This is a genomic window from Jongsikchunia kroppenstedtii DSM 45133 (genome assembly GCF_000380485.1).
In the GTDB taxonomy this organism is placed as follows: domain Bacteria; phylum Actinomycetota; class Actinomycetes; order Mycobacteriales; family Mycobacteriaceae; genus Jongsikchunia; species Jongsikchunia kroppenstedtii.
This window is the reverse complement of record NZ_AQYG01000049.1, coordinates 312,565-334,436: the sequence shown is the minus strand read 5'-3', so window position 1 is coordinate 334,436 and position 21,872 is coordinate 312,565. Positions and strand designations below refer to the sequence as shown.

16 protein-coding genes, 1 other RNA gene and 1 pseudogene are annotated in these 21,872 nt (G+C 67.9%); 11 read left to right on the top strand and 7 right to left on the bottom strand.

The features are described from left to right. Positions 1-9: 9 nt before the first annotated feature. The 6 genes and pseudogenes from cobC to G341_RS0115630 all read left to right on the top strand — a co-directional run bounded on the left by cobC (position 10) and on the right by G341_RS0115630 (position 5,593). Positions 10-1,050: an Rv2231c family histidinol phosphate aminotransferase CobC gene (gene cobC, locus G341_RS0115650; protein ID WP_018180106.1), complete on the top strand. Its 1,041-nt coding sequence runs from the start codon at positions 10-12 to the stop codon at positions 1,048-1,050. Beyond that, positions 1,051-2,178: a Nif3-like dinuclear metal center hexameric protein gene (locus tag G341_RS0115645; protein WP_018180105.1), complete on the top strand. Its 1,128-nt coding sequence runs from the start codon at positions 1,051-1,053 to the stop codon at positions 2,176-2,178. It abuts the gene before it with no gap. Then, the gene (locus G341_RS0115640) at positions 2,178-2,915 is read left to right on the top strand and encodes a zinc ribbon domain-containing protein (protein WP_018180104.1); all 738 of its coding nucleotides are present in this window, start codon (positions 2,178-2,180) and stop codon (positions 2,913-2,915) included. Before G341_RS0115645 ends, G341_RS0115640 begins: the two co-directional genes overlap by 1 nt. Positions 2,916-2,938: 23 nt before the next feature. After that, positions 2,939-3,592 (top strand): annotated as a pseudogene (locus G341_RS0115635) (histidine phosphatase family protein); the annotation flags it as partial. A 14-nt stretch (positions 3,593-3,606) separates the two neighbouring features. Next, positions 3,607-4,059, top strand: an RNA gene (rnpB, locus tag G341_RS23105) — RNase P RNA component class A. A gap of 127 nt (positions 4,060-4,186) precedes the next feature. Then, entirely contained in the window at positions 4,187-5,593 is a 1,407-nt protein-coding gene (locus G341_RS0115630; protein ID WP_018180102.1) for an RNB domain-containing ribonuclease, read from the top strand. On the opposite strand, the gene G341_RS0115625 is transcribed toward G341_RS0115630, so the two are convergent. Together G341_RS0115625 and pip are read right to left on the bottom strand one after the other, a co-directional pair. Continuing rightward, the gene (locus G341_RS0115625; RefSeq protein ID WP_018180101.1) at positions 5,583-7,082 is read right to left on the bottom strand and encodes a CYTH and CHAD domain-containing protein; all 1,500 of its coding nucleotides are present in this window, start codon (positions 7,080-7,082) and stop codon (positions 5,583-5,585) included. The two genes, G341_RS0115630 and G341_RS0115625, sit on opposite strands and share 11 nt — an antisense overlap. Before the next feature lie 48 nt (positions 7,083-7,130). After that, positions 7,131-8,087 (bottom strand): prolyl aminopeptidase, encoded by a 957-nt coding sequence (gene pip / locus G341_RS0115620; RefSeq protein WP_018180100.1) that lies wholly within the window; start codon positions 8,085-8,087, stop codon positions 7,131-7,133. An 89-nt stretch (positions 8,088-8,176) separates the two neighbouring features. On the opposite strand from pip, the gene G341_RS0115615 reads away from it, so the two are divergent. Beyond that, the gene (locus G341_RS0115615; RefSeq protein WP_155826990.1) at positions 8,177-9,076 is read left to right on the top strand and encodes a hypothetical protein; all 900 of its coding nucleotides are present in this window, start codon (positions 8,177-8,179) and stop codon (positions 9,074-9,076) included. A gap of 17 nt (positions 9,077-9,093) precedes the next feature. Here G341_RS0115615 and panB read toward each other — a convergent pair whose 3' ends face one another. Further along, positions 9,094-9,966, bottom strand: a complete 873-nt coding sequence (panB, locus tag G341_RS0115610; RefSeq protein ID WP_018180098.1) for a 3-methyl-2-oxobutanoate hydroxymethyltransferase — start codon at positions 9,964-9,966, stop codon at positions 9,094-9,096. Between the two features lie 143 nt (positions 9,967-10,109). Here panB and G341_RS0115605 point away from each other — a divergent pair, with 143 nt between their 5' ends. From G341_RS0115605 to G341_RS0115590, 4 genes are read left to right on the top strand one after another with little or no spacing between them, the layout of a single operon-like run. Further along, positions 10,110-11,684 (top strand): alpha/beta hydrolase, encoded by a 1,575-nt coding sequence (locus G341_RS0115605; RefSeq protein WP_018180097.1) that lies wholly within the window; start codon positions 10,110-10,112, stop codon positions 11,682-11,684. Between the two features lie 55 nt (positions 11,685-11,739). Continuing rightward, positions 11,740-13,083: a type I glutamate--ammonia ligase gene (gene glnA / locus G341_RS0115600; RefSeq protein WP_018180096.1), complete on the top strand. Its 1,344-nt coding sequence runs from the start codon at positions 11,740-11,742 to the stop codon at positions 13,081-13,083. Next, entirely contained in the window at positions 13,080-16,148 is a 3,069-nt protein-coding gene (locus tag G341_RS0115595) for a bifunctional [glutamine synthetase] adenylyltransferase/[glutamine synthetase]-adenylyl-L-tyrosine phosphorylase (protein WP_018180095.1), read from the top strand. The genes glnA and G341_RS0115595 overlap by 4 nt, the downstream gene beginning before the upstream one ends. A gap of 34 nt (positions 16,149-16,182) precedes the next feature. After that, on the top strand, positions 16,183-16,803 hold the full coding sequence (locus tag G341_RS0115590; protein WP_018180094.1) for a biliverdin-producing heme oxygenase: 621 nt from the start codon (positions 16,183-16,185) through the stop codon (positions 16,801-16,803). Here the strand turns inward: G341_RS0115590 and G341_RS0115585 are convergent, their stop codons facing one another. The 4 genes from G341_RS0115585 to G341_RS0115570 all read right to left on the bottom strand — a co-directional run bounded on the left by G341_RS0115585 (position 16,804) and on the right by G341_RS0115570 (position 21,864). Then, entirely contained in the window at positions 16,804-18,315 is a 1,512-nt protein-coding gene (locus G341_RS0115585; protein WP_018180093.1) for a glycoside hydrolase family 183 protein, read from the bottom strand. A 154-nt stretch (positions 18,316-18,469) separates the two neighbouring features. Continuing rightward, complete coding sequence (locus tag G341_RS0115580; protein ID WP_018180092.1) at positions 18,470-19,996, bottom strand: glycoside hydrolase family 183 protein; 1,527 nt, start codon at positions 19,994-19,996, stop codon at positions 18,470-18,472. A gap of 137 nt (positions 19,997-20,133) precedes the next feature. Beyond that, on the bottom strand, positions 20,134-21,111 hold the full coding sequence (locus G341_RS0115575; protein ID WP_051092842.1) for a glycine betaine ABC transporter substrate-binding protein: 978 nt from the start codon (positions 21,109-21,111) through the stop codon (positions 20,134-20,136). Continuing rightward, positions 21,112-21,864 carry an ABC transporter permease gene (locus tag G341_RS0115570; protein ID WP_018180090.1) on the bottom strand — a complete coding sequence of 251 codons (753 nt, stop codon included), beginning with the start codon at positions 21,862-21,864 and terminating at the stop codon, positions 21,112-21,114. Positions 21,865-21,872: the final 8 nt, after the last annotated feature.

The window sequence follows — 21,872 nt, the reverse complement described above, 5'->3', positions numbered from 1 at the left end:
TGAGTGATTGTGGACCTGAACGCGGCCGGTGTCGGCGACCTGCATCGCCATGGCGATGCCGATGCGGAGCCGGGCCTGGTCGATTTCGCGGTCAACGTACGTCCGACACCGCTCTGGATGGCCGAGCTGTTGGCGGCCCGGGTGGCCGATCTGGCGCGATACCCCGCGGCTGCTGATCACGATCGCGCAGTCGCGGCGGTGGCCGCTGTCCATGGTCGGCCGGTGGACGAGGTGCTGCTGCTCGCCGGTGCCGCGGAGGGGTTCGCGCTGCTGCCGCGATTGCGCCCGCGCCTGGCGGCGTTGATCCAGCCGAGCTTCACCGAGCCGGAACGGGTGCTGCGAGCAGCGGGCGTTCCGATCGCACAGGTGGTGCTGGACGAGCCCTGGCGACTCGACCCGGATGCGGTGCCGGCGGCCGCGGATCTGGTGGTGCTGGGCAACCCGACCAATCCCACGGGGGTGCTGCACCCGCGGGAATCGATCGAGGCGCTGCGGCGTCCGGGCCGGACCATCGTCGTGGACGAGGCATTCGCGGATCTGGTGCCCGGGGAGGCGGAATCGATTGCCGCGCGGCGATATCCGGACGTGCTGGTGGTGCGCAGCATCACCAAGTCGTTCGGGCTCGCGGGTCTGCGGGCCGGATACCTGCTCGGCGCGCCGGCGGTTCTGCGTGAACTGGGCGGCGGCCGGCCGCACTGGCCGCTCGGCACACTTCAACTGGCCGCGGTGGCTGCGGCGGCGTCCGACCGCGGTCGACGGTATCTGGAGCGTGAAGCGAAAATAGTTGCCCGCCAACGGGAGTCGATGGTCGAGACGCTCGGCGCTGCCGGGCTGCGGGTGGTCGGCGCGTCGTCGGCGCCGTTCGTGCTGGTCGATGTGGGCGACGGACCGGGGTTCAAAGAAGCGCTGCGGCAGCGCGGATTCGCGATCCGCGGGTGTGACAACTTCGTCGGCATGGATGGCCGGTTCGTGCGATTGGCGGTGCGTGACGCGGATACGGTGGCCGAACTGGTCGATGCCGTTCATTCGGTGATGCAGGAGGTGTGCTGAGTGGCCACGGTGCGGGATGCGATCGCGGTGCTGGAGACGGCGTACCCGCCGCGGCTGGCGGAGTCGTGGGACTCGGTCGGGCTGGTGTGCGGCGATCCGGACGACCCAGTCGAGTCGGTGCTGGTCTGCGTCGATGTGACAGAGGCCGTCGTCGACGCCGCACTCGGCAGCGGCGCCACGCTGGTCGTCGCGCATCATCCGTTGCTGATGCGGGGCGTGGACACGGTCGGTACGCATACGCCGAAGGGGCGTCTCGTTCATCGGCTGATCCGCGGTGGCTGCGCCCTCTATACGGCCCACACGAATGCCGATTCGGCCAATCCCGGGGTGTCCGACGCGCTCGCCGGGTCGCTCGGCCTGGTCGACCTGCGGCCGCTCGACCCCAAACCCGTTGCACCGATGGACAAATGGTCGGTGCTGGTGCCGATCGATGACGGCGCGGCAATGCAGGGCGTGGACGATCGGGTGTCGGCGGCGATGTTCGATGCCGGCGCTGGGTCGATCGGCGGGTACAGCTGCTGCGCCTGGTCGACCGACGGGCACGGCCAGTTCCTGCCCGGCGCCGATGCCCAGCCGACCCTGGGCGAGCCGGGGTCGCTGCATCGGGTGCCGGAACGGCGGATCGACATGGTGGCGCCGCGTGGGCGCCGGTCGGCGGTGCTGGCCGCGCTGCGGTTGGCGCATCCGTATGAGGAACCCGCATTCGACGTCCTCGAGTTGGCGTCTGAGGACGGGACCGTCGGACTCGGCCGCGTCGGTCGCCTGGAATCTCCGATGTCGCTGCGCGAGTTCGCTGCCCGTGTCAGCACCCGGCTGCGTACCGAGAGCTGGGGGATCCGGGTCGCCGGCGATCCGGACGCCTCGGTCGAAACCGTAGCCGTGTGCGGCGGCGCCGGCGATTCGCTGATCGACGCGGCACGGGCCGCCGGGGTCGATGTGTATCTCACCGGTGACCTTCGCCACCATCCGGTGGACGAGTCGCTGCGCCGGGGTGGTCCGGCGTTCATCGATGCAGGTCACTGGGGAACCGAATTCCCTTGGTGCGCACAGGCGCAGGGTATTCTGATCGACTCCGGGTTCGCCGCGACCGTGTTCGGCGAGCCCACTCACCCTTGGAAGGCGATGTAGTGAAGGCTGATCCGCAGATGCAACTCCTGGTGCTCGACTTGGCCGGCGTCGATGCCGAGCTGTTGCGGATCCGGCATCGACTCGCCCACCTCCCGGAGGACGCGGAGATCGCGCAGCTCGAGCAGCAGCTGCAGACGCATCGCGATGAGGCGGTCAAGGCGCAGATCGCCGCAGAGGACGTCAAGCGGGAGACCACCCGCCTGGAGGCCGAGATCGGCACGATGACCCAGCGCGAGGAAAAGGACGGCGCGCTGTTGCGCGACGGCAATCTCCCGGCCAAGGCGTTGACCGAATTGCAACATGAGCTGGGCAGCCTGTCGCGCCGCCGGGGTGTGCTCGAAGACGAATTGCTCGAGGTGATGGAGCAGGCCGAGGCGGTCAGCGCCGACGAGCTGCGGGCCGGCGCGATGGTCACGCATGTCGAAGGACAGATCGCCGAGGTCACCGAGCGGCGCGGCCGCACCGCCGACCAGGCGGACAAGGACCTCGTCGACGCCACGGACAAGCGGGCCGCCTTGGCCGCCAAGATCGACGCCGGCCTGCTCGCCGTGTACGACCGCCAGGTGTCGGCCGGCAAGGTCGGCGCCGGGCTGCTGCGCCAGCGTCGCTGTGGCGCCTGCCGGATGGAGCTGGACCGCAGCGAGTTGTCGTCGATCGCCTCGGCCGCCGAGGACGAGGTCGTGCGGTGTGACGAATGCGGCGCAATCCTGGTGCGCACCAAGGAATCCGGCCTGTGAGCGAGTCCGGGGCCGTGACCTCGCCGCCCGGCTGGACGGGAGCCGTGGGTGCGCCCACGCGGCTGCTGCTCCTGCGGCATGGCCAGACGCGGCTATCGGTGGAGCGCCGGTATTCCGGCCGGGGCAATCCCGAGCTCACCGATCTGGGTCGAGAGCAGGCCTCGGCGGCCGCCGAGCTGATCGCAGCGCGTGGGGAGCAGATCGCGGCCGTCGTCAGCTCGCCGCTGCAGCGGGCGCTCGACACGGCGACGGCGGTCGGAGAGGCCATCGGCCTGCCCGTGAACGTCGACGACGGCTTCATCGAAACCGACTTCGGTCAGTGGGAGGGCTTGACGTTCGGTGAGGCCGCCGAACAGTTCCCCGAGGTCCATCGGGACTGGCTGCGGGACGCGACGGTCGATCCGCCGGGCGGCGAAAGCTTCGCGGCCGTCGGCGATCGAGTGCGGGCCGCACTCGACCGCGTGCTCGCCGCCCACCCGGGGCAGACGGTGGTGGTGGTGTCGCATGTGACGCCGATCAAGGAGACGCTGCGCGCGGCGCTCGATGTCGGCCCGTCGCTGCTGTATCGCCTGCACCTGGATCTGGCGTCGCTGTCGATCGCCGAGTTCTATCCGGACGGCGGCAGCTCGGTACGCCTGGTCAACGCTGTCGCCCCTGGCCTACGGCCGATCGTCTAATCTGAACGGGCGAACGAGCCGACCGGGCGGCTGCGGTCGCGGGAACCGCGGTCGGATGACTGCAGGCCCGAGGCCGAGGAAAGTCCGGACTCCATAGAGCAGGGTGGTTGTTAACGGCAACCCGAGGTGACTCGCGGGACAGTGCCACAGAGAACAGACCGCCGGCGCCGGCCCGCAGGGCCGTCCTTCGGGACAGCCTTTCCGGGTTTCGGGGCCGGTAAGGGTGAAACGGTGCGGTAAGAGCGCACCAGCATTGCGGGTGACCGCGATGGCTAGGTAAACCCCACTCGGAGCAAGGTCGAAGCCCGTACCCATGCGGTACGGGTGCGCAGGTGTTTGACGGCTGCTCGCCGGAGCCTGCGGGTGGACCGCTTGAGGCACCCGGTGACGGTGTGCCCAGATGGATGGTCGCTGCCGATCGCCGATGGCGATCGGTACAGGATCCGGCTTACAGGTGGGCTCGTTCGCCCCTAGCGGGTGCCAGCGCAGCGACCGGCTGCGTTATGACGAAGGCCCGCAAGGGAAGGCGCCTTTGCGGACCTCCGTCAACCTTGTCGGATCGTCCAGCTGATCACCCGCTATAGGGTTAGGCGCGTGACCGCACACCGTCTGTATGCGCCCGATATCGACTTCGCCGCCGTTCGGGCAGCGCTCGAGCTGCCGAACGGGTATCCCGCCGAGGCGCTGGAGGAGGCGCGCCGCGCCGCCGACCGGTTGGCCGCCGACCGGGTCGACCACACCGACATCCCGTTCGTCACCATCGATCCCGCATCCTCGATGGATCTCGATCAGGCAATCCACGTGGTCCGCGATGGCGCGAATTTCGTACTGCAGTATGCGATCGCCGATGTCGCGGCCTTGGTGTTGCCGAACGGGGCGCTGGATGCCGAATCGCGGCGGCGCGGCCAGACGATGTATCTGCCCGACGGCAACATTCCGCTGCATCCCCGCGAGCTGTCCGAGGGCGTCGGTTCGCTATTGCCCGACCAGGTGCGGCCGGCTGTGCTGTGGCGCATCGTCATCGACTCCGACGGTGCTGTGCAGGATGTCGACGTCACTCGTTCGATGGTGAAGTCTGTTGCGAAACTGAATTATTCGGGCGTGCAGGCAGATGCGGATGCGGGCCGGCCGCATCCGTCGATCGCGGCGCTGCCGGACTTCGGGGAGCTGCGAGCACAGGTCGCGATCGACCGCGGCGCCATCGAACTGCGACTGCCCGCCCAGGACGTTGTGCGCGACGACGGTGGCTGGCGACTGATCGTCGAGCCGCGAACGCCTGCCGACATCTGGAATTCGCAGGCGTCGCTGCTAACCGGGATGTGTGCCGGAAAGATCATGCGTGACAGCAAGGTCGGGTTGCTGCGGACGCTGCCGCCGGTCACCGACGGCGCCGTCGACAAGCTGCGGGCGTCGGCCCGGGCGCTCGGAATCGATTGGCCGGCAGGGACGTCGGCATCCAAGATCCTGGCAGGCCTGGATCCGGCGAAACCGCAGACGCTGGCCTTGATGTCCGACGCCACCGCGCTGTTGCGGGGCGCGGACTATCTGGCGATGGACGGCACCATTCCCGCGGACGCGGTCACCGAGCACGGCGGCATCGCCGGCGTCTACGCGCATGTGACGGCGCCGCTGCGGCGGCTGGCCGATCGATTCGCGACGGAGTGCTGCCTCGCGCTCTGCGCGGGGCAACCGGTGCCGGACTGGGTGACCGCCGCGCTGCCGGAGCTGCCCAAACTGATGCGAGCGTCGGATTCGTTGGCCAACAAGGCCGAACGGCAATGCATCGATCTCGCCGAGGCCACGCTGTTGCACGATCAGGTGGGGCAGCAGTTCCCGGCCGTCGTTCTGCATGAACGACGCGGCGAGAAGCCGGCGCAGGTGTTCGTCGAGGAACCGGCCGTGATCGCCGACTGCGCGGGCGACCCGGCCGAGGGATCGGCGGTCACGGTGACGCTCTCCGAGGTGACGATGGACCCGCCGCGCGTGTCGTTCAGCGCCTGAGTCGTCGGTAGCGGCGCAGCGACTTCGCCATCGCCGCTTCTTCTTTCGCGTCCAGGCGCCCCAGAATGAAGGCGTCCGCGGCGGAGAGTCGCGGGTCGGCGGCGGCGCGGGCGATCTGACCGCGGCTGATCGCCCCGTCGTTGTAGCCGCCCAGCAGTTCCTGAATCGCCTTGGCGCGCCGGGCCGTCGCCTTCTTGGTCGGCGGGCTGAGCAGTGAACCCGGGTCGGCCGTGTAGCGGAGCTGCTTGGCCTGCTTGCGGATTCGGTGCAGCCGCGCGTGACGCTCGGCGGCATCACTGTCGTCGGTGGATCGCCACCTCTTGTCCGCCTTGCGGAGCTTGCGTTCGCATTCGTCGACCGCGTCCCGCAGGGCGGCCCGGGCCTTGCGGTCGGCGTCGGGGCCGCGTTCGGGCTCGATCACCAGCCGCTCGATCTCGTCGAGCAGCTCGAAGTACCGGGGATTGTCGAGACTGGTCAGGGTGCGGTTGATGGCGAGCTGTTCGCGATGCCGTTGCTCGCCGACCAGCGCCGCCGTGACTGCGGCGGACGCGTTTTCGCCGATCAGCAGTTGCTCGCCGCGTGCCGCCTGGACCTCCGCGTCGCGGGCGTTGCCCAGAATCGAGGCGAGCAGCTTGAGTTCGCCGGCGACGGCATCCGTCCGCGGTCCCGCCAGCACGCTCGGGTACGTGGCGATCACGCTGCGGATCCTCCGGGTGGCCACCCGCATCTGGTGGACGGCGTCGTCCTCGTGGGCGCGCACCCGAGGGTCCTGCTCGGTCAGATGACGTAGATGCTGCGCGATCGCGGTGGTCACCAGGTCGATCGCGGTGGGCTCGCGACCGAGCGACGGCACCCCGCGCGTCGGCGTCGGGCCGATGGTGCGCGCGAGTTTCGAGGCGCTGCTCGCGGTCTCCGCGCCAATCGACCGCAGGAACTTATCGGCCTTGCGCAGCAGCTTCTCGTCGCCGTCGACGAGCTCGATCTCCCATTCGGTCCAGGCTTGCGCGTGGCCGTCGGGCAGCAACGACTGTGCCGTGACGGTGTCGTTGCAAAAGATCGCCAGGACCTGACCGTCGTCGCCGTGCAGCTCGCTCAGCTCGCGATGGGTGCTGATGGCGCCGATCGGTCGCAGCGCGCGCCCGCGGCTGTGCACTCGGATCTGCTCGAGCAGGACGTCGGGGACGTGGATGACGCCGCCGGCACCCTCGTCGTGGGAAGCGTTGAGCGGCACCTGCAGTTCCCGCCGCCCGGCACGACGACCGGGTCGCTTCAGATGCCAGCCGGCGTCATGCCCGCCGCTGCGGCGCCGCAACGTGATCTTGTTGGCCGCCAGGTCGAGGTTCTCGGTGTCGTAGTAGATCGCGTCGAGGTTCTCGATCGCGGGCTCGGTGACGCCGGCGACGGCGGACAACTCGGTGAAGTCAGGCGCGGGCAGCGTGGGGTCCACGTCGTATTTGAGTTCGATCTCCATGATCTCGCCTGCTGGCACGGGCCCGGATCCTCTCTGCCGTCGGTGTTCGGTGCTGAGTCCGGAGGCTCAGTTGCGGCCGGCGAACCGGTCGGTCGCTTCGATCAGCTGGTGTTTGATGCCTGCCTCATAGGATGCGTGACCGGCGTCGTCGACGATGTGCAAATCGGCGATCGGCCACGCGCGGTGCAGGTCCCAGGCACTGCGCGCGGGACACACCACATCGTATCGGCCCTGCACGATCACGCCGGGTACGTCGGCGATCGCCTCGATATTGGTCAGCAGTTGGCCGTCTTCGAGGAACCCGCCATTCATGAAGTAGTGGTTCTCGATGCCGGCGAAGGCGAGTGCGAACCGGTCGGACTCGGCTGACCCCTGTTGGGGGAGAAGGTAACTGGTGCGCCGCTCCCATTCGGTCCAGGCGCGGGCGGCGGCCAGCGCGGCGTCGCGGTCGTCGCCGGTGAGCAGGCGGTGATACGCGGCGATCAGGTCGCCGTCCCGCTGGTCCGGCGGGATCGGTGCCAGATAGTCCTCCCACAGGTCGGGGTAGATGTGTGACGCGCCGCCGTTGTAGTACCAATCGAGTTCGCTGCGGCGCAACAGAAAGATGCCGCGCAGCACCAGCTCGGTGACCCGGTCGCGATGCGCCTGGGCGTATGCCAGCGCCAGCGTCGAACCCCATGAGCCGCCGAACACCAGCCAGCGCTCGATCTCCAGATGCTCGCGCAGCTTCTCCATGTCGGCGATGAGGTGATCGGTGGTGTTCACCGAGAGGTCGGCTGCCGGCTCCGCGAGGTGGGGCAGGGATTGTCCACAGCCGCGCTGATCGAACAGCACGATGCGGTAGGCCTCGGGATCGAAGAATCGTCGCTGGTCGGGTCCGGTGCCGCCGCCGGGACCGCCGTGGACGAACACCGCGGGCTTGCCTGCTGGATTCCCGCTGACCTCCCAGTAGATCTGTTGTCCGTCACCGACATTCAGGTGACCTGAGGCGTACGGTGCAATCGGCGGGTAGAAGTCGCGCATGACGACAACGTTATCCACAGTTGTGCTCGGCATCCACAGATTGCGTTCGCCGCGCCCACGGAGGTGTCGCGGGTGATGCGATGGTCGGCATGAACAATCTCGTCGCCGACAGCGGTCGGTGGGGCTCGGTGGTCACGCGGCGCGAACTGCTGGCGCAGGGCTATACCGACCGCGATGTCCTGCGATTGCGACGCGCCGGATACGAGGCGCTCGCGCCCGGAATCTATGGCCGCAGTGCGGAGATCGGCGATGACCCGATCGTCCGGCATCGGATGCTCGCCGCCGAACTCGCCCGCCGGGCGCCGATCGGTACGGCACTGGCGCGGGTATCGGCGGCGGTCGCGTACGGCCTGCCGGTATGGGGGATGGATCTGAGTCGGGTGCACCTGGCGCGCGACGCACCCGGCCGGGGGTCGCGGTCGTCGGCGATCGCCCGGCTGCATCGATCGACGACGCGCGCGGTGGTGCTGCGCGACGGGACGCCGGTGCAACCGGTGGCGACGGTGGTGGCCGACCTCGCGCGCAACGAGTCTCCACGAGCCGCGGTGGTCTGTGCCGACGCGGCGCTGCATCGTGGCCTGTGCGATGTCGCCGCGGTGCGGGCCGCGCTCGCGGCGTCGCCGCGGTATGGGCGCCCGCAGGCGCTCCGCGTTCTCGCGCGGACCGACGCCACGAGTCGCGGTGTTACGGACAGCCTGAGCCGGCTCGTATTCGCCGACGCCGGCCTGCCCGAATCGGCGCGCTACGCCGACCTGACCGGACGCTCCGGCGAGCCACTGGGTCGGGTGCCGTTCAGCTGGCCCGACGCGGCCGTCGTCGGGTTGTGCGGGGACGCGGTGGCCGACTTCGACGCGGCCCGGCTACTGGATGCCGGCTACCTCACGGTCCGGTGGACGCATACCGACATCGTCGAAAGGTCGACGTGGGTTGTCGACCAGCTGTGGCGGGCGCTGCTGCACCAGCGCCCGCAACTGCAGGCCGTCGGGTGATCAGAATGTGGAAACGATCAGTAGCTGTGCTCGGGCGCGGGGAAGCGTCCGGTGCGTACCTCGTTGGCGTATTGCGTAGCCGCGCTGCGCAGTTCGTCGCCGACATTGCCGAAGCGCTTGACGAACTTCGCCGTCTTGCCGCTCGTCAGACCGGCCATGTCCTGCCACACCAGCACCTGCGCGTCGGTCTCGTGACCGGCGCCGATGCCGACGGTCGGAATGGTCAGCTTGCGGGTGATCTGACCGGCGAGATCTGCCGGGACCATCTCCATCACGACCGAGAACGCACCGGCCTCCTGGACGGCGATGGCATCGGCGATCAGCTGATCCGCAGCGTCGCCGCGGCCCTGTACTCGGAACCCGCCGAGGTTGTTGACGCTCTGCGGTGTGAAGCCGATATGCGCCATCACGGGAATGCCGGCCGCGGTGAGTGCGGCGATCTGGTCGGCGATACGTTCCCCGCCCTCGAGCTTGATCGCCTGGGCGCCGCCTTCCTTGAAGAACCGGAACGACGACTCCAGCGCCTGCTGCGGGCTGGCTTCGTAGGACCCGAAGGGGAGATCGGCGACCACGAGTGCGTGGGGTGCGCCCTTGACCACTGCCCGGACCAGCGGGATCAATTCGTCGACGCTGATGGGAACCGTGGTGTCGTAGCCATAGACGACATTGGCGGCGGAGTCGCCGACCAACAGAACGGGGATGCCGGCGTCATCGAAGATGCGGGCCGACGAGTAGTCGTAGGCGGTGAGCATCGGCCACTTCTCACCCTCGGCCTTCATCTGGGCGAGGTGGTGAATGCGGGTGATGCGTCGGGGTTTGCCGGAATCGTGATTCGACGGGGTCGAGCCGGTCGATGCGGTCGAGCTGCCATAGATCGAGCTATCAGACATGTGTCTTCCTTTGTGCCTCGAGTCCCATTCTGGGTACCCGGGTGGGTGATGACGCTTCTCAGTCTGGCACCGCCGCCGTGGCGTCGACAGATCCCTGACCTGTGTAATCAGTCACATCGACCACCGCGTGACAGGATGGCCCGATGCATCTCCTGCGCCGCGTTCCGCTGCTGTCATTCGTCGCCGTGCTGGGCCTGCTGGTCGCGGCCTGTGGTTCGAGTGGCAATTCCTCGAAGCCTGCCGCGAGCTCCACCACAGCGGCGAGCAGTTCGGCGAGCGCGTCCTCGTCACCGGACCTGTCGCGCTACTACGACCAGAAGCTGAATTGGGTCTCCTGTGACAAGTTCCTGACCGGCGGCGACTACCCGGCGGACCGCACCGACTGCGCACGGATGTCCGTGCCCGTCGACTACACCAAACCCGATGGCCCACAGGCGAAGATCGCCGTGTTCCGGCTCAAGGCGAGCGGTGACAAGGTCGGATCGCTGATCACCAACCCCGGCGGGCCCGGCGGGTCGGGCCTGGAGTTCATGGCGGGCCAGGCCAAGAAGTTCGCCGGCATGGGTGTGAGCAAGAACTTCGACATCATCGGCTTCGACCCGCGTGGGATCGGTGCGTCGACGCCGACGATCCGATGCGAGACCGACAAGCAACGGGACAAGGATCGCGCCACCAACTACCCGGGCACGCAGGCCGGCGTCGCGGCGCAGGAGGCGCGCAATCGCCAGTTCGCGCAGGAGTGCAAGGACAAGATGGGGTCCGAATTCCTCGAACATGCCGGCACCGCCGATGTCGTGCAGGACATCGACGTCCTGCGTGCGGTGCTGGGCGATCAGAAGCTGAACTGGCTCGGGTTCTCCTACGGCACCCGGATCGGCACCGAATACGCGGCCAAGTTCCCGACGCATGTCCGCGCGATGATCAACGACGGCGCGGTCGATCCCGCCGAGGACCAGATCGATGAGAACATTCGGCAGAACGCGGCCTTCCAGAGTGCGTTCAACGACTACGCGGCCGCCTGCGCGCGAGCGGCGGACTGTCCGCTGGGAACCGATCCCGCGCAGGCGACAGCCCGCTTCCAGCAGCTGACCCGTCCGCTGCTGGCCAAGCCGGCGCGCACCGCCGACCCGCGCGGCCTGAGCTACGGCGACGCGATCACCGGCACCACCCAGGCGCTGTATTCGCAGGACTACTGGGACTACCTGACCAAGGGCCTCACAGAACTCGTCGCCGGCCGCGGCGACACCCTGCTCAAGCTCGCCGACTCGTACGACGACCGGCGTCCCGACGGCACCTACGGCAACATCCAGGACGCGTTCACCGTCATCCACTGCGTCGACGACACGCCGATCACGGCGCAGGCCGACGTCAACCGGCTCGATGTCGAGGGCCGCAAGGCGGCGCCCTACCGCGACGACGGCACCGGGACCGGCCTCGGAGCCCGCGACGAATGCGCGTTCTGGCCGGTACCGCCGACGATGTCGCGGGGCGTTCCGGAGGTGAGCGGACTGCCGAAGACGGTCGTCGTGTCCACCACCGGCGATCCAGCTACGCCGTATCAGTCCGGCGTCAACCTGGCGCGCGATCTCGGCGCCGAGCTGGTGACCCATGTGGGCACCCAACACACCGCGTCGTTCGACGGCGATGCCTGCCTGGATGACCCGCTGACGCAGTATCTGGTCACCCTCAAACCCCCGGCCGGGCTGACCTGTAAGTGAGCCAGAATCACCGATGTAACACGGAATTAACAGCACGCTCCTAGGGTCAGCAGGTATGGATCGCCAAAAGGAATTCGTGCTGCGGACCCTGGAAGAGCGAGACATCCGGTTCGTTCGGTTGTGGTTCACCGACGTGCTCGGATATCTCAAGTCGGTGGCGATCGCGCCAGCCGAACTGGAAGGGGCCTTCGAGGAAGGGATCGGCTTCGACGGCTCGTCCATCGAAGGCTTCTCCCGCGTCTCGGAGGCGGACACCGTCGCCAAGCCCGACCCGTCCACCTTCCAGGTGCTGCCCTGGACCACCAGCGCCGGTCGTCATCATTCGGCTCGCATGTTCTGCGACATCGCTCTGCCCGACGGCACGCCGTCGTGGGCCGACTCCCGGCATGTGCTGCGCCGTCAGCTGAACAAGGCTGCCGACCAAGGCTTTTCCTGCTACGTGCATCCCGAGATCGAGTTCTTCCTGATGAAGAACGAGCTCGCGGCCGACGGGTTGACGCCGATCCCCGCCGACAACGGCGGCTACTTCGATCAGGCGATCCACGATTCGGCGCCCAACTTCCGCCGCCATGCCATCGATGCGCTGGAGTCGATGGGCATCTCGGTGGAGTTCAGCCACCACGAGGGCGCACCGGGCCAGCAGGAGATCGATCTGCGGTACGCCGACGCGCTGTCGATGGCCGACAACGTGATGACCTTCCGCTACATCGTCAAAGAGGTCGCGATCAACGAGGGCGTCCGCGCGACCTTCATGCCGAAGCCGTTCGCCGATCACGCGGGCTCGGCGATGCACACGCACATGAGCCTGTTCGAGGGTGACACCAACGCCTTCCACAACCCGGACGATCCGCTGCAGATGTCCGACACCGGCAAGCGGTTCATCGCCGGCATCCTGACGCACGCGCCGGAGATCAGCGCGGTCACCAATCAGTGGGTGAACAGCTACAAGCGACTGGTCCATGGCGGGGAGGCGCCGACGGCCGCCAGCTGGGGCAGCGCCAACCGATCGGCGATGGTGCGGCTGCCGCTGTACACCCCGAACAAGGCGTCGTCGCGACGCGTCGAGGTGCGCAGCCCGGACTCGGCCTGCAACCCGTACCTGACCTTCGCCGTGCTCGTCGCCGCTGGACTCAAGGGCATCCAGGAGGGCTACGACCTGCCCGAAGAGGCAGAGGACGACGTCTGGCAGTTGACGGCCGCGGAACGGCGCGTCATGGGCTACAAGGAGCTGCCCGGCAGCCTGGGTGACGCGCTGCGCGAGATGGAGAAGTCGGAGCTGGTCGCCGAGGCGCTCGGCGAGCATGTCTTCGACTACTTCCTGCGCAACAAGTGGTCCGAGTGGTCGGACTACCGCAGCGAGGTCACGCCGTTCGAGCTGAAGCGGTATCTGTCGCTGTGACCTTCGCCGGAGGCGACTCGCGCGTCACACCGCCCGGCACCACCCGGGGGCGTTCGCGTATCCCCAGTGCGGGGCGGCTGGGTTTCCTCGATGCGGATGCCGGCGCGCGACTGACCGAGCTCGGCTGGCACAACGAGGACAGCGTCGAGTTGCTGTGGTCGCTGTCGCGGTCGCCGGACGCCGATGCCGCGTTGAAGACGCTGATACGCCTGCAGGCCGAACTCGGCGACGACTGGGCCGAACTCGATCAGCTGCTGCGCGAACGAACCTGCCTGCGCGGGCGACTGTTCGCGGTGATCGGGGCCTCCACGGCGCTGGGTGATCATCTCGTGGCCGAGCCGTCGACCTGGCGGTTGCTCAACTGCAACGAGCTGCCGACGCCAGAGGAGATGCGCACCGAGCTGCTCGCCGCCGTCGAGGCGGTGCCGGAACCGGGGCAGTCGGAGCATGACGATCTGGTGTACCGCGCGGCGGTCACGGGACCGCAGGCGCCGCTGCGCCTGAAGCTCGCGTACCGGAATCTGCTGCTGCAGTTGGCGGCTCGCGATGTCGCCAGCACGGTCGAGGACGAGCCGGTGCTGCCGTTCGTCGCGGTCTGCGAGTACCTGTCCGACCTCGCCGACGCCGCATTGACGGCGGCGCTGGCGGTGGGGATCGCGGAGGTCCTCGGCCCGCCGGGGGAAGACGCGGCCGAGCTGGAGTACCGCATCGGCGTGATGGCGATGGGCAAATGCGGTGCGCGCGAACTGAATTACGTCAGCGACGTCGACATCATCTTCATCAGCGAGCCGGCCGACAACGTCAGCAACCGCATCGCCGGCGAGATGATGCGGGTCGGATCGCTGGCATTCTTCGACGTCGATGCGGCCCTGCGGCCCGAGGGCAAGCAGGGCACGCTGACCCGCACCCTCGATTCGCATCGGACGTACTACAAGCGCTGGGCCAAAACCTGGGAATTCCAGGCGCTGCTCAAGGCCCGGCCGATGACCGGCGATCTGCGGCTGTGCGCGGACTATGTTGCGGCGTTGTCGCCGATGGTGTGGACCGCCTGCGAGCGTGACGATTTCGTCCCCGAAGTCCAGGCGATGCGGCGGCGGGTCGAGGCGTCGGTGCCGGAGGGCATGCGCGAGCGCGAGCTGAAACTCGGCCGCGGGGGGCTGCGGGACGTCGAGTTCGCGGTCCAGCTGCTCCAGATGGTGCACGGCCGCGTGGACGAGTCGCTGCGCGTCCAGTCGACCGTCGACGCCCTCACCGCGCTGAAGGACGGCGGCTACGTCGGCCGTGATGACGGCGCCAACCTCACTGCGTCGTACGAATTCCTGCGGCTGCTCGAGCATCGGCTGCAGCTGCAGCGACTCAAGCGCACGCACCTGCTGCCCGCGCTCGATGACGAGGAGGCCATGCGCTGGCTGGCTCGCGCGGCGCATATGCGTCCGGACGGCGAGCACGACGCCACCCAGGTGCTCCGCGACGAGATCCGCCGCGTGTCGTCGCGGGTGCGGCGCATGCACGAGAAGCTCTTCTATCGCCCGTTGCTCGATGCCGTCACCCGGTTCGAGAGCGATGAACTGCGGCTCTCGGACACCGCCGCGGTGCGGCGGCTGGCCGCGCTCGGCTACAGCAAGCCGGAGAACGCCCTGGGGCATCTGCGGGCCCTGGTGTCGGCGGCGGGACGCCGCGGCCAGATTCAGGAACTGCTGCTGCCCACGCTGCTCGAATGGCTTGCGGGCACGCCGGATCCGGACGCGGGCCTGCTCAACTACCGCAAGCTCTGCGACGCGATCATCGATCGGGAGTGGTTCCTGCGCCTGCTGCGCGACGAGGGCGTGGTGGCGCAGCGATTGATGATGGTGCTGGGCTCCTCGGCGTATGTGCCCGAGTTGTTGATGCGAGCGCCGGACGTGATCCGGATGTACGTGGACGGCGCGAATGGCCCGCGGCTGATCGAACCCGATCCGGACGACACCGCCAAGGGCCTGAAGGCTTCCGGCGCAAGGCATTCCGACCCCAAGCGGGCCATCGCCGCGGCCCGGTCGCTACGCCGCGCCGAACTCGCGCGTATCGCGTCGGCCGACATCCTCGGGATGCTGGATGTGCCGGAGGTCTGCCGCGCCCTGTCGTCGGTGTGGGCCGCGGTGCTCAACACCGCGCTCGATTCGGTGATCGCGGCGTCGATCGCGGAACGGGGCGAACCGGCGCCCGCCCGCATCGCGGTGATCGGCATGGGCCGGCTCGGCGGCGGCGAGCTCGGGTACGGCTCGGACGCCGACGTGCTGTTCGTCTGCCAGCCGGTCGCCGGTGGCGATGAGGCCGAGACCGCTGCGGTCAAGTGGGCCAACACGATCGCCGAGCAGGTCCGGTCATTGCTGGGCACGCCGAGTCTCGATCCGCCGTTGGAGGTCGACGCCGGGCTGCGTCCGGAGGGCCGCAACGGGCCGCTGGTGCGGAGCCTCGCGTCGTATCAGGCCTACTACAAGCAGTGGGCGCAGCCGTGGGAGATCCAGGCGCTGCTGCGTGCTCATCAGGTCGCCGGCGACAACGAGCTCGGACTCGAATTCCTGCACGTCATCGACAAGACCCGCTATCCGGAGGGCGGCATCGATGCGGTCGCGGTGCGCGAGATCCGGCGTATCAAGGCGCGCGTCGATTCCGAGCGGCTGCCCCGCGGCGCCGACCCGGCCACGCACACCAAGCTGGGTCGCGGCGGCCTGTCGGACATCGAGTGGACCGTGCAGCTCGAGCAGCTCAAATATGCGCACAAGTATCCGAGCCTGCACAACACCTCCACGCTGGAGACGCTGGATGCGATCGCCGAGGCGGAACTGCTCGATGCCGAGGATGTCGCCAAGCTCAAGGAGGCGTGGCTCACCGCGACGGAGACGCGCAACGCGCTGGTGCTGGTCCGCGGGAAGCCGACCGATCAACTGCCCAGCTCAGGGCCGGTATTGCGAGCAGTGGCCCACGTGGTGGGATGGCCCGATGGTGACGCCGGTGGGTTCCTGGACCATTATCTACGTGTGACCCGTAGAGCCAAGGCGGTCGTCGTCGAGGTGTTCGGGGAATGAGGTGTTCGTGATTGATCGGGGAGGTGGGGGAGTGATGCTCTCAACGGTGCTGAGGGAGGCCACCGCGGTGGCCCATGACCGTGCGGAGCGGTCGGAGTTCGTGGCCGATCTGATGGACGGCAAGCTGGACGCGGATGCGTACCGGCAGTTGGCGATCCAGCTGTTCTACGTGTACGAGGCGCTCGAGGCGGTGGGCGGGCGACTGGCCGACGATCCGATCGTCGCGCCGATGATCGACGAGCGGCTGGGCCGGATCGAGCGGCTGCGTTCCGATCTGCAGGTGCTGGGGCTGGACGAGGGCTGGCAGACAACGCATCCGGCGTCGCCCGCCACCGCCGCATACGTCTCGGATATCGAATCGACGGTCACCGATCCGCCAACCTATGTGGCGCACCACTACACGCGCTACCTCGGCGATCTGTCGGGCGGTCAGGTGATCCGCAGTCGGATGAAGTTGCACTACGGGCTCACCGACGAGGCGCTGACCTTCTACGACTTCTCCGACATCGGAAAGCTCAAGCCGTACAAGGACTCCTACCGGGACCGGTTGGACGGACTGCCCATCGACGCGGCGACCCGTGACCGGATTGCGGCGGCCGCGGTCCGTGCCTTCGAGCACAACGAGGCCCTCTTCGGCGACCTTGTCGCCAGCTGATCAGTTCAGCCGCACCCGCATCAGCTCGACGTTGTAGTACTGCCATTGCGTCATCGTGAAGTACAGCTCGTGCGCCGATGACCACGGGTGCATGAACCCGCCGTACAGCCCGGGGTAGCGATTTCCGGGTACCAGCGTCACCGGTCGGGTCCAGAGGCCCTGCGGCGTAGCGGATTCGCGCAGGACGATGGCGTTGATGGCCGGATCGAGATAGGTCGCCTGCCAGAGCCGACGCCCGGCGTCGTAACGCATCGACAGCTCGCCGGTCGGTCCGCCGAAGACCGGGGTGGCGTTGTAGGTCGTGTTCAGCGGGCTGTCCGGGATGCACAGTGCGGTGCATGGCACTGGCACCCATCTGCCGTTCGACCAGTACTGATAGGCGGTCTTGTTGAGTACCTGCGTCTTCGGGACGCGCGCGAGGGCGGTCGAGCCGAGCCGACCGTTGGGGGTGCCGAACAGGTAGACATAGTCACCCTGCGGCACCATCGCGGAGACCTGGAAGTTGCTGGTGCCGAAGATGTTGTCCCAGCGCAGGTACGGATCCTTGGTCCAGATCGATCCGCCATCGTCGGAATAGGCGAGGCCGCCGTAGTTGGTCTGCCAGGTTCCCGGAGATCCCCAGTGCCGCACCGACATATAACTCATGAACTGCCGCTTGCCCAGCGCGAAGCCGGACGTGGGGATGGTGGTGACCTCCCAGTTCTGCACCTTACGGCTGCTGATGGCCTGTGCCGCGTGGCATCTGGAGTCCTGCACCATCGTGTCGATTCGGATTCCCTTGGCCAGATCGCGGTTGGTGCTGAAACCCAGCACGTTGCTGCGGTAGTCGCCGCCGATCCCGCCCGGCGGCCGAAATCCCTTGCCGACGCTGTCGCCGAAGGCGATGGCGACCTGCCCGGGCCCGGTCTCCCACATGATTCCGAGGTCGGTGCCGTTGACTTGCCAGCGCTTGTCGGTGCGGCTGGTGGAACCCTGACCGGTCACCCGGGCGACATCGGTGAGCGCGGAGACCTTCGGCGCCGGCGGCGGTGGTGTCACTGGGGCCGGCGCGATGCCGGGGTGCAGCGTGGGCGGCAGCGGCGCAAACTGCGGAAACAGTGTGGAGGGGTAGGGAATCGGGACCACGGCGAACGGCTGGGGTGTGATGGTGATCTTCGGGAGCGGCAGCCCGAAGATTGACGGCGCGGGTGCCGGTGGCGGTGGTGGGGGCGTGTTGGTCAGGTCCGGGCACGGGTCGGCACAGTGATTCTTCGGCGCCTGCTGCGGGCGGATCCGGCGATTGTCGTCCGGCGGGCCCGGTACGGGTACGGGCACCAGCTTCGCGTACGGGATCGTGATGTCGATCGACGGCGGGGGCGGCAGGGCGGGACGCGGCGGTGGTGCGGGTGCCGCGGTCGGCGGAGCGGGCGGAATGTCGTTGATGCAGCCGGAACTGGGCAGCGGTGGCCGGGGCGGGGCGGCGCTCGCCGGCGAGATCGCGATCGCGGTGGCAGCGAGCGCGACCGCGGTCATCGCTACGCCACCGGTGGCGCGCGCTCGGCGATTCGTCACCCGAGTGACGCTATAGCGCTGTGCGCGAGCGGCCTTCAGATGCGCGGCACCGACACGGTCACCGTTCGCCTACGAAATGGTGTCGCCCGATTCGTCGGGTGCCGACAGAATCACCTCAGCGGACGCGCACCCGCATGAGCTCGATGTTGTAGGTGGTCCACTGCGACGCCGTGAAGTAGAGATCGTCACCGGTCGACCATGGATGGATGAATCCGCCGTAGACCTGCGGATACTGGCTACCGGAGACGAGGTTCGCGGGCTGGCTCCACAGGCCCTGCGGCGTGGCCGATTCGCGCAGCACGATCGCGCCGCGTCCGATGTCGAGGTAGCTGGCCTGCCACTTCTTGGCCTGCTCGTTGTAGCGCACCGACAGTTCGCCGGTCGGCCCGCCGAAGATCGGGGTGGCGGAACTGTCGGCGACCGGGCGCCAGGTGCCGTCGACCCAGTACTGGTATGCGGTCTTGTTCAGCACCTGTGACTTCGGAACGCGCGCGAGGGCGGTCGAGCCGAGCCGGCCGTTGGGGGTGCCGAACATGTAGACGTAGTCGCCCTGCGGCACCATCGACGAGACCTGGAAGTTGCTGAGGCCGAAGATGTTGTCCCAGCGCGCGTATTGATCCTTGGTCCAGGTCGACCCGCCGTCGTCGGAGTACGCCATGCCGCCGTAGTTCGTCAGCCAGATGCCGGGGATCGGCCCCCAGGTGCGGATCGACATGTAGCTCATGTACTGCCGCTTGCCGAGGGCGAAGCCGGACGTGGGAATGGTGGTGATCTCGTAGTTGTCCACCTTGCGGCTGCTGATGACCTGGGCCGCATGGCATCTGGAGTCCTGCACCATGGTGTCGATCTTGAGGCCCTTGCTCAGATCGCGCTGAGAGCTGAAGCCGATTGCGTTGCTTCGCCAATCGCCGCCGGTCGGTCCCGGCGGAGTGAAGCCGCGGCCGATGGAGTCGCCGAAGGCGATGGCGACCTGCCCCGGCTTGGTCTCCCACGTGATGCCGAGGTCGGTGCCGTTGATCTGCCAGCGCTTGTCGGTGCGGCTGGTGGAGCCGCGGCCGGTGACGGTGCCGATGTCGGTCAGCCCGGAGACGACCGGTACCCGCGGGGCCCGCGACACCGGCGCCGGCGCGGTGCCCGGGTGCATGACCGGCGGCACCGGCTGGTTCTGCGGATGGAATTGCGACGGGTAGGGGATCGGAATCGTCAGGAACGGTGTCGGCTGCAGTTCGAGCTTGGGCAGCGTGATGCCGAGCGAGCCGGACGCCGGCGGGGGCGGCGGCGGATCGGTGATGTCCGGGCAGGGATCGACGCAGATGTTCTTCGGCGGCTGCTGCGACGGGATGCGCTTGTTGACATCCGGCGGGCCGGGTTCGGGTACCGGCGCCAACTTCACGTACGGGACCGCGATACCGATGGTCTTCGGAAACTGTGGGATCGGCAGGCCGCCGGGGGCCGGCTGGGGCTTCGAGGGCACGTCGTTGATGCAACCGGAGCTGGGCATCTTGGTGCCGGGCGGCAGCGTCGGTCGATGCGGTGCGGGCGCCGCGCCGGCGGGGGCGATGGTCACCGTCAGCAGGGTTGCGGCGAGGAGTGCGGTTGCGCCGACGCCGGTCATCACATGACGGCCACGTCGCATCTTCATCCGTTCACCTATCTCCCAACGAGCAGATCCCCGCAGGGACGTTATCAGCGGCGATGGGGCGCCACCCGGCGGCCTCGTGACCTATGTCCGCTTCGTTATCCCGGGTTTGATTCACCGTTATTCCGGTGCGATTTTTCTTACTTCTGCACGAAACCCTTTGAGATCAGCCAATCGCGAGCGACATCAGCCGGTTCTTTGCCGTCGACGTCGACCTTCGCGTTGAGTTCGGTGATCACTTCGCTGGTCAGCGCGTCGGAGATCGGCTTCGTCACGGTCGCGATCGACGGATACTTCTCGGCGATCTTCTGCCGCATCGTGACCGCCGGGTTGTAGTGCGGGAAGAACTGCTTGTCGTCAACGAGCACCCGCAGATTGAGTGCCTTGATCCGGCCGTCAGTGGTGAATACCTCGCCGACCGTGCAGTTCCCGTTGGCGGTGGCCTGATAGATGGTGCCGGTCTGCAGGATATTGGTGCGCGCGGCGCCGGGGTTGAAGCCGTAGGCCGCAGCCATGCCAGGGAATCCGTCCTGGCGACTGAAGAATTCGGTTTCCAGGCAGGCCGACACCGATGCCGGGTCGCGTTTCACCGCAGCCGCATAGTCCGACAACGTATTCAGGTGCAGTCGGTTGTAGTTGGCCTGGTTGATGGCCAGGGCGTAGGTGTTGTCCATCGGAGCCGGATTCACCCAGACGACTTTGTGTTTCGCGAGGTCCTCGGCGGCGACGGCCTGAAATTGCTGCGCGGGATCGGCGATCGGATGTTCATGATGCAGGTAGTTGATCCAGCCGGTACCCGTGTATTCATAGGTCACGTCGACCTGGCCGGCGAGCATCGCGTCGCGCGTGGAATTGGAGCCGAAGATGTTGGTGAGGTCGCGCACGTCGGCGCCGGCGGCCGACAGGGCGAACTCGAGGATATAGCCGAGGATGACCTGCTCGGTGAAATCCTTGGAGCCCACGGTGATCTTGGCGCCCTTGAGGTCCGGCTGCTCGGTGATCGATCCGGGGTGCACGGTCAGCGGTATCGACGACCCCGACTGCAGGCCACAGGCCGTGGCGGTGAGGGACACCGCGGCCAGTATGACGGCGAGGGTCGAACGCAAGCGAGTTCTCATCTACCGCAACCCCTTCGGACCGAGGTAGCGCTCCGCCAGCGCGCCGAGCCAATCGACCGTCAGCGCCAGACAGACCGCGAGTACCGAGCCCAGAATGAGAGTCACGTTGTCGCGCAACTTGTACCCGGTGTCGATGAGGATGCCGAGGCCGCCGGCATTCACCAGGAAGGCGAGGGTGGCGGTGCCGACCGCGAGCACCAGCGAGGTGCGCAGGCCGGCGAGGATGAACGGGACCGCGAGCGGCAGCTCGATCTTCCATAGGATGCGGCCGGACGACATCCCTTGGCCGCGTGCGGCATCGATGATCGTCGGGTCCACCTCGCGCAGACCGAGCATGGTATTGCGCAGCACCGGCAGCAGCGAGTAGAACGCCAACGGCAGCACGCCGATCCAGAAGCCGATGGACGCGGTCACCAGGAAGAACAGCACGAGAAGGCCGATGGCCGGGGCGGCCTGGCCGATGTTGGCGATGCCGATGAAGACCGGGGCGAGCCACCGAAAACGTTCGCGGGTCAACAGCACACCGAGCGGTATGGCGATCGCGAGCACGATCAACGTCACCATGGCGGTGATCTCCAGGTGCTGGCCGATCAGCTTCGACACATAGGTGGCGTTGACGGTCGCCTTCTGCGTCTTGGTGAGATCGCGCGAGAACGCCCACCACAGCACGCCGATGGCCAGGGCGATGATCACGACCGGCTGCCCGATCGCCGTCAATCGCCAGGCGCGGTCCTGCGCTGCCGCGGTCGTCATCGCTGCCC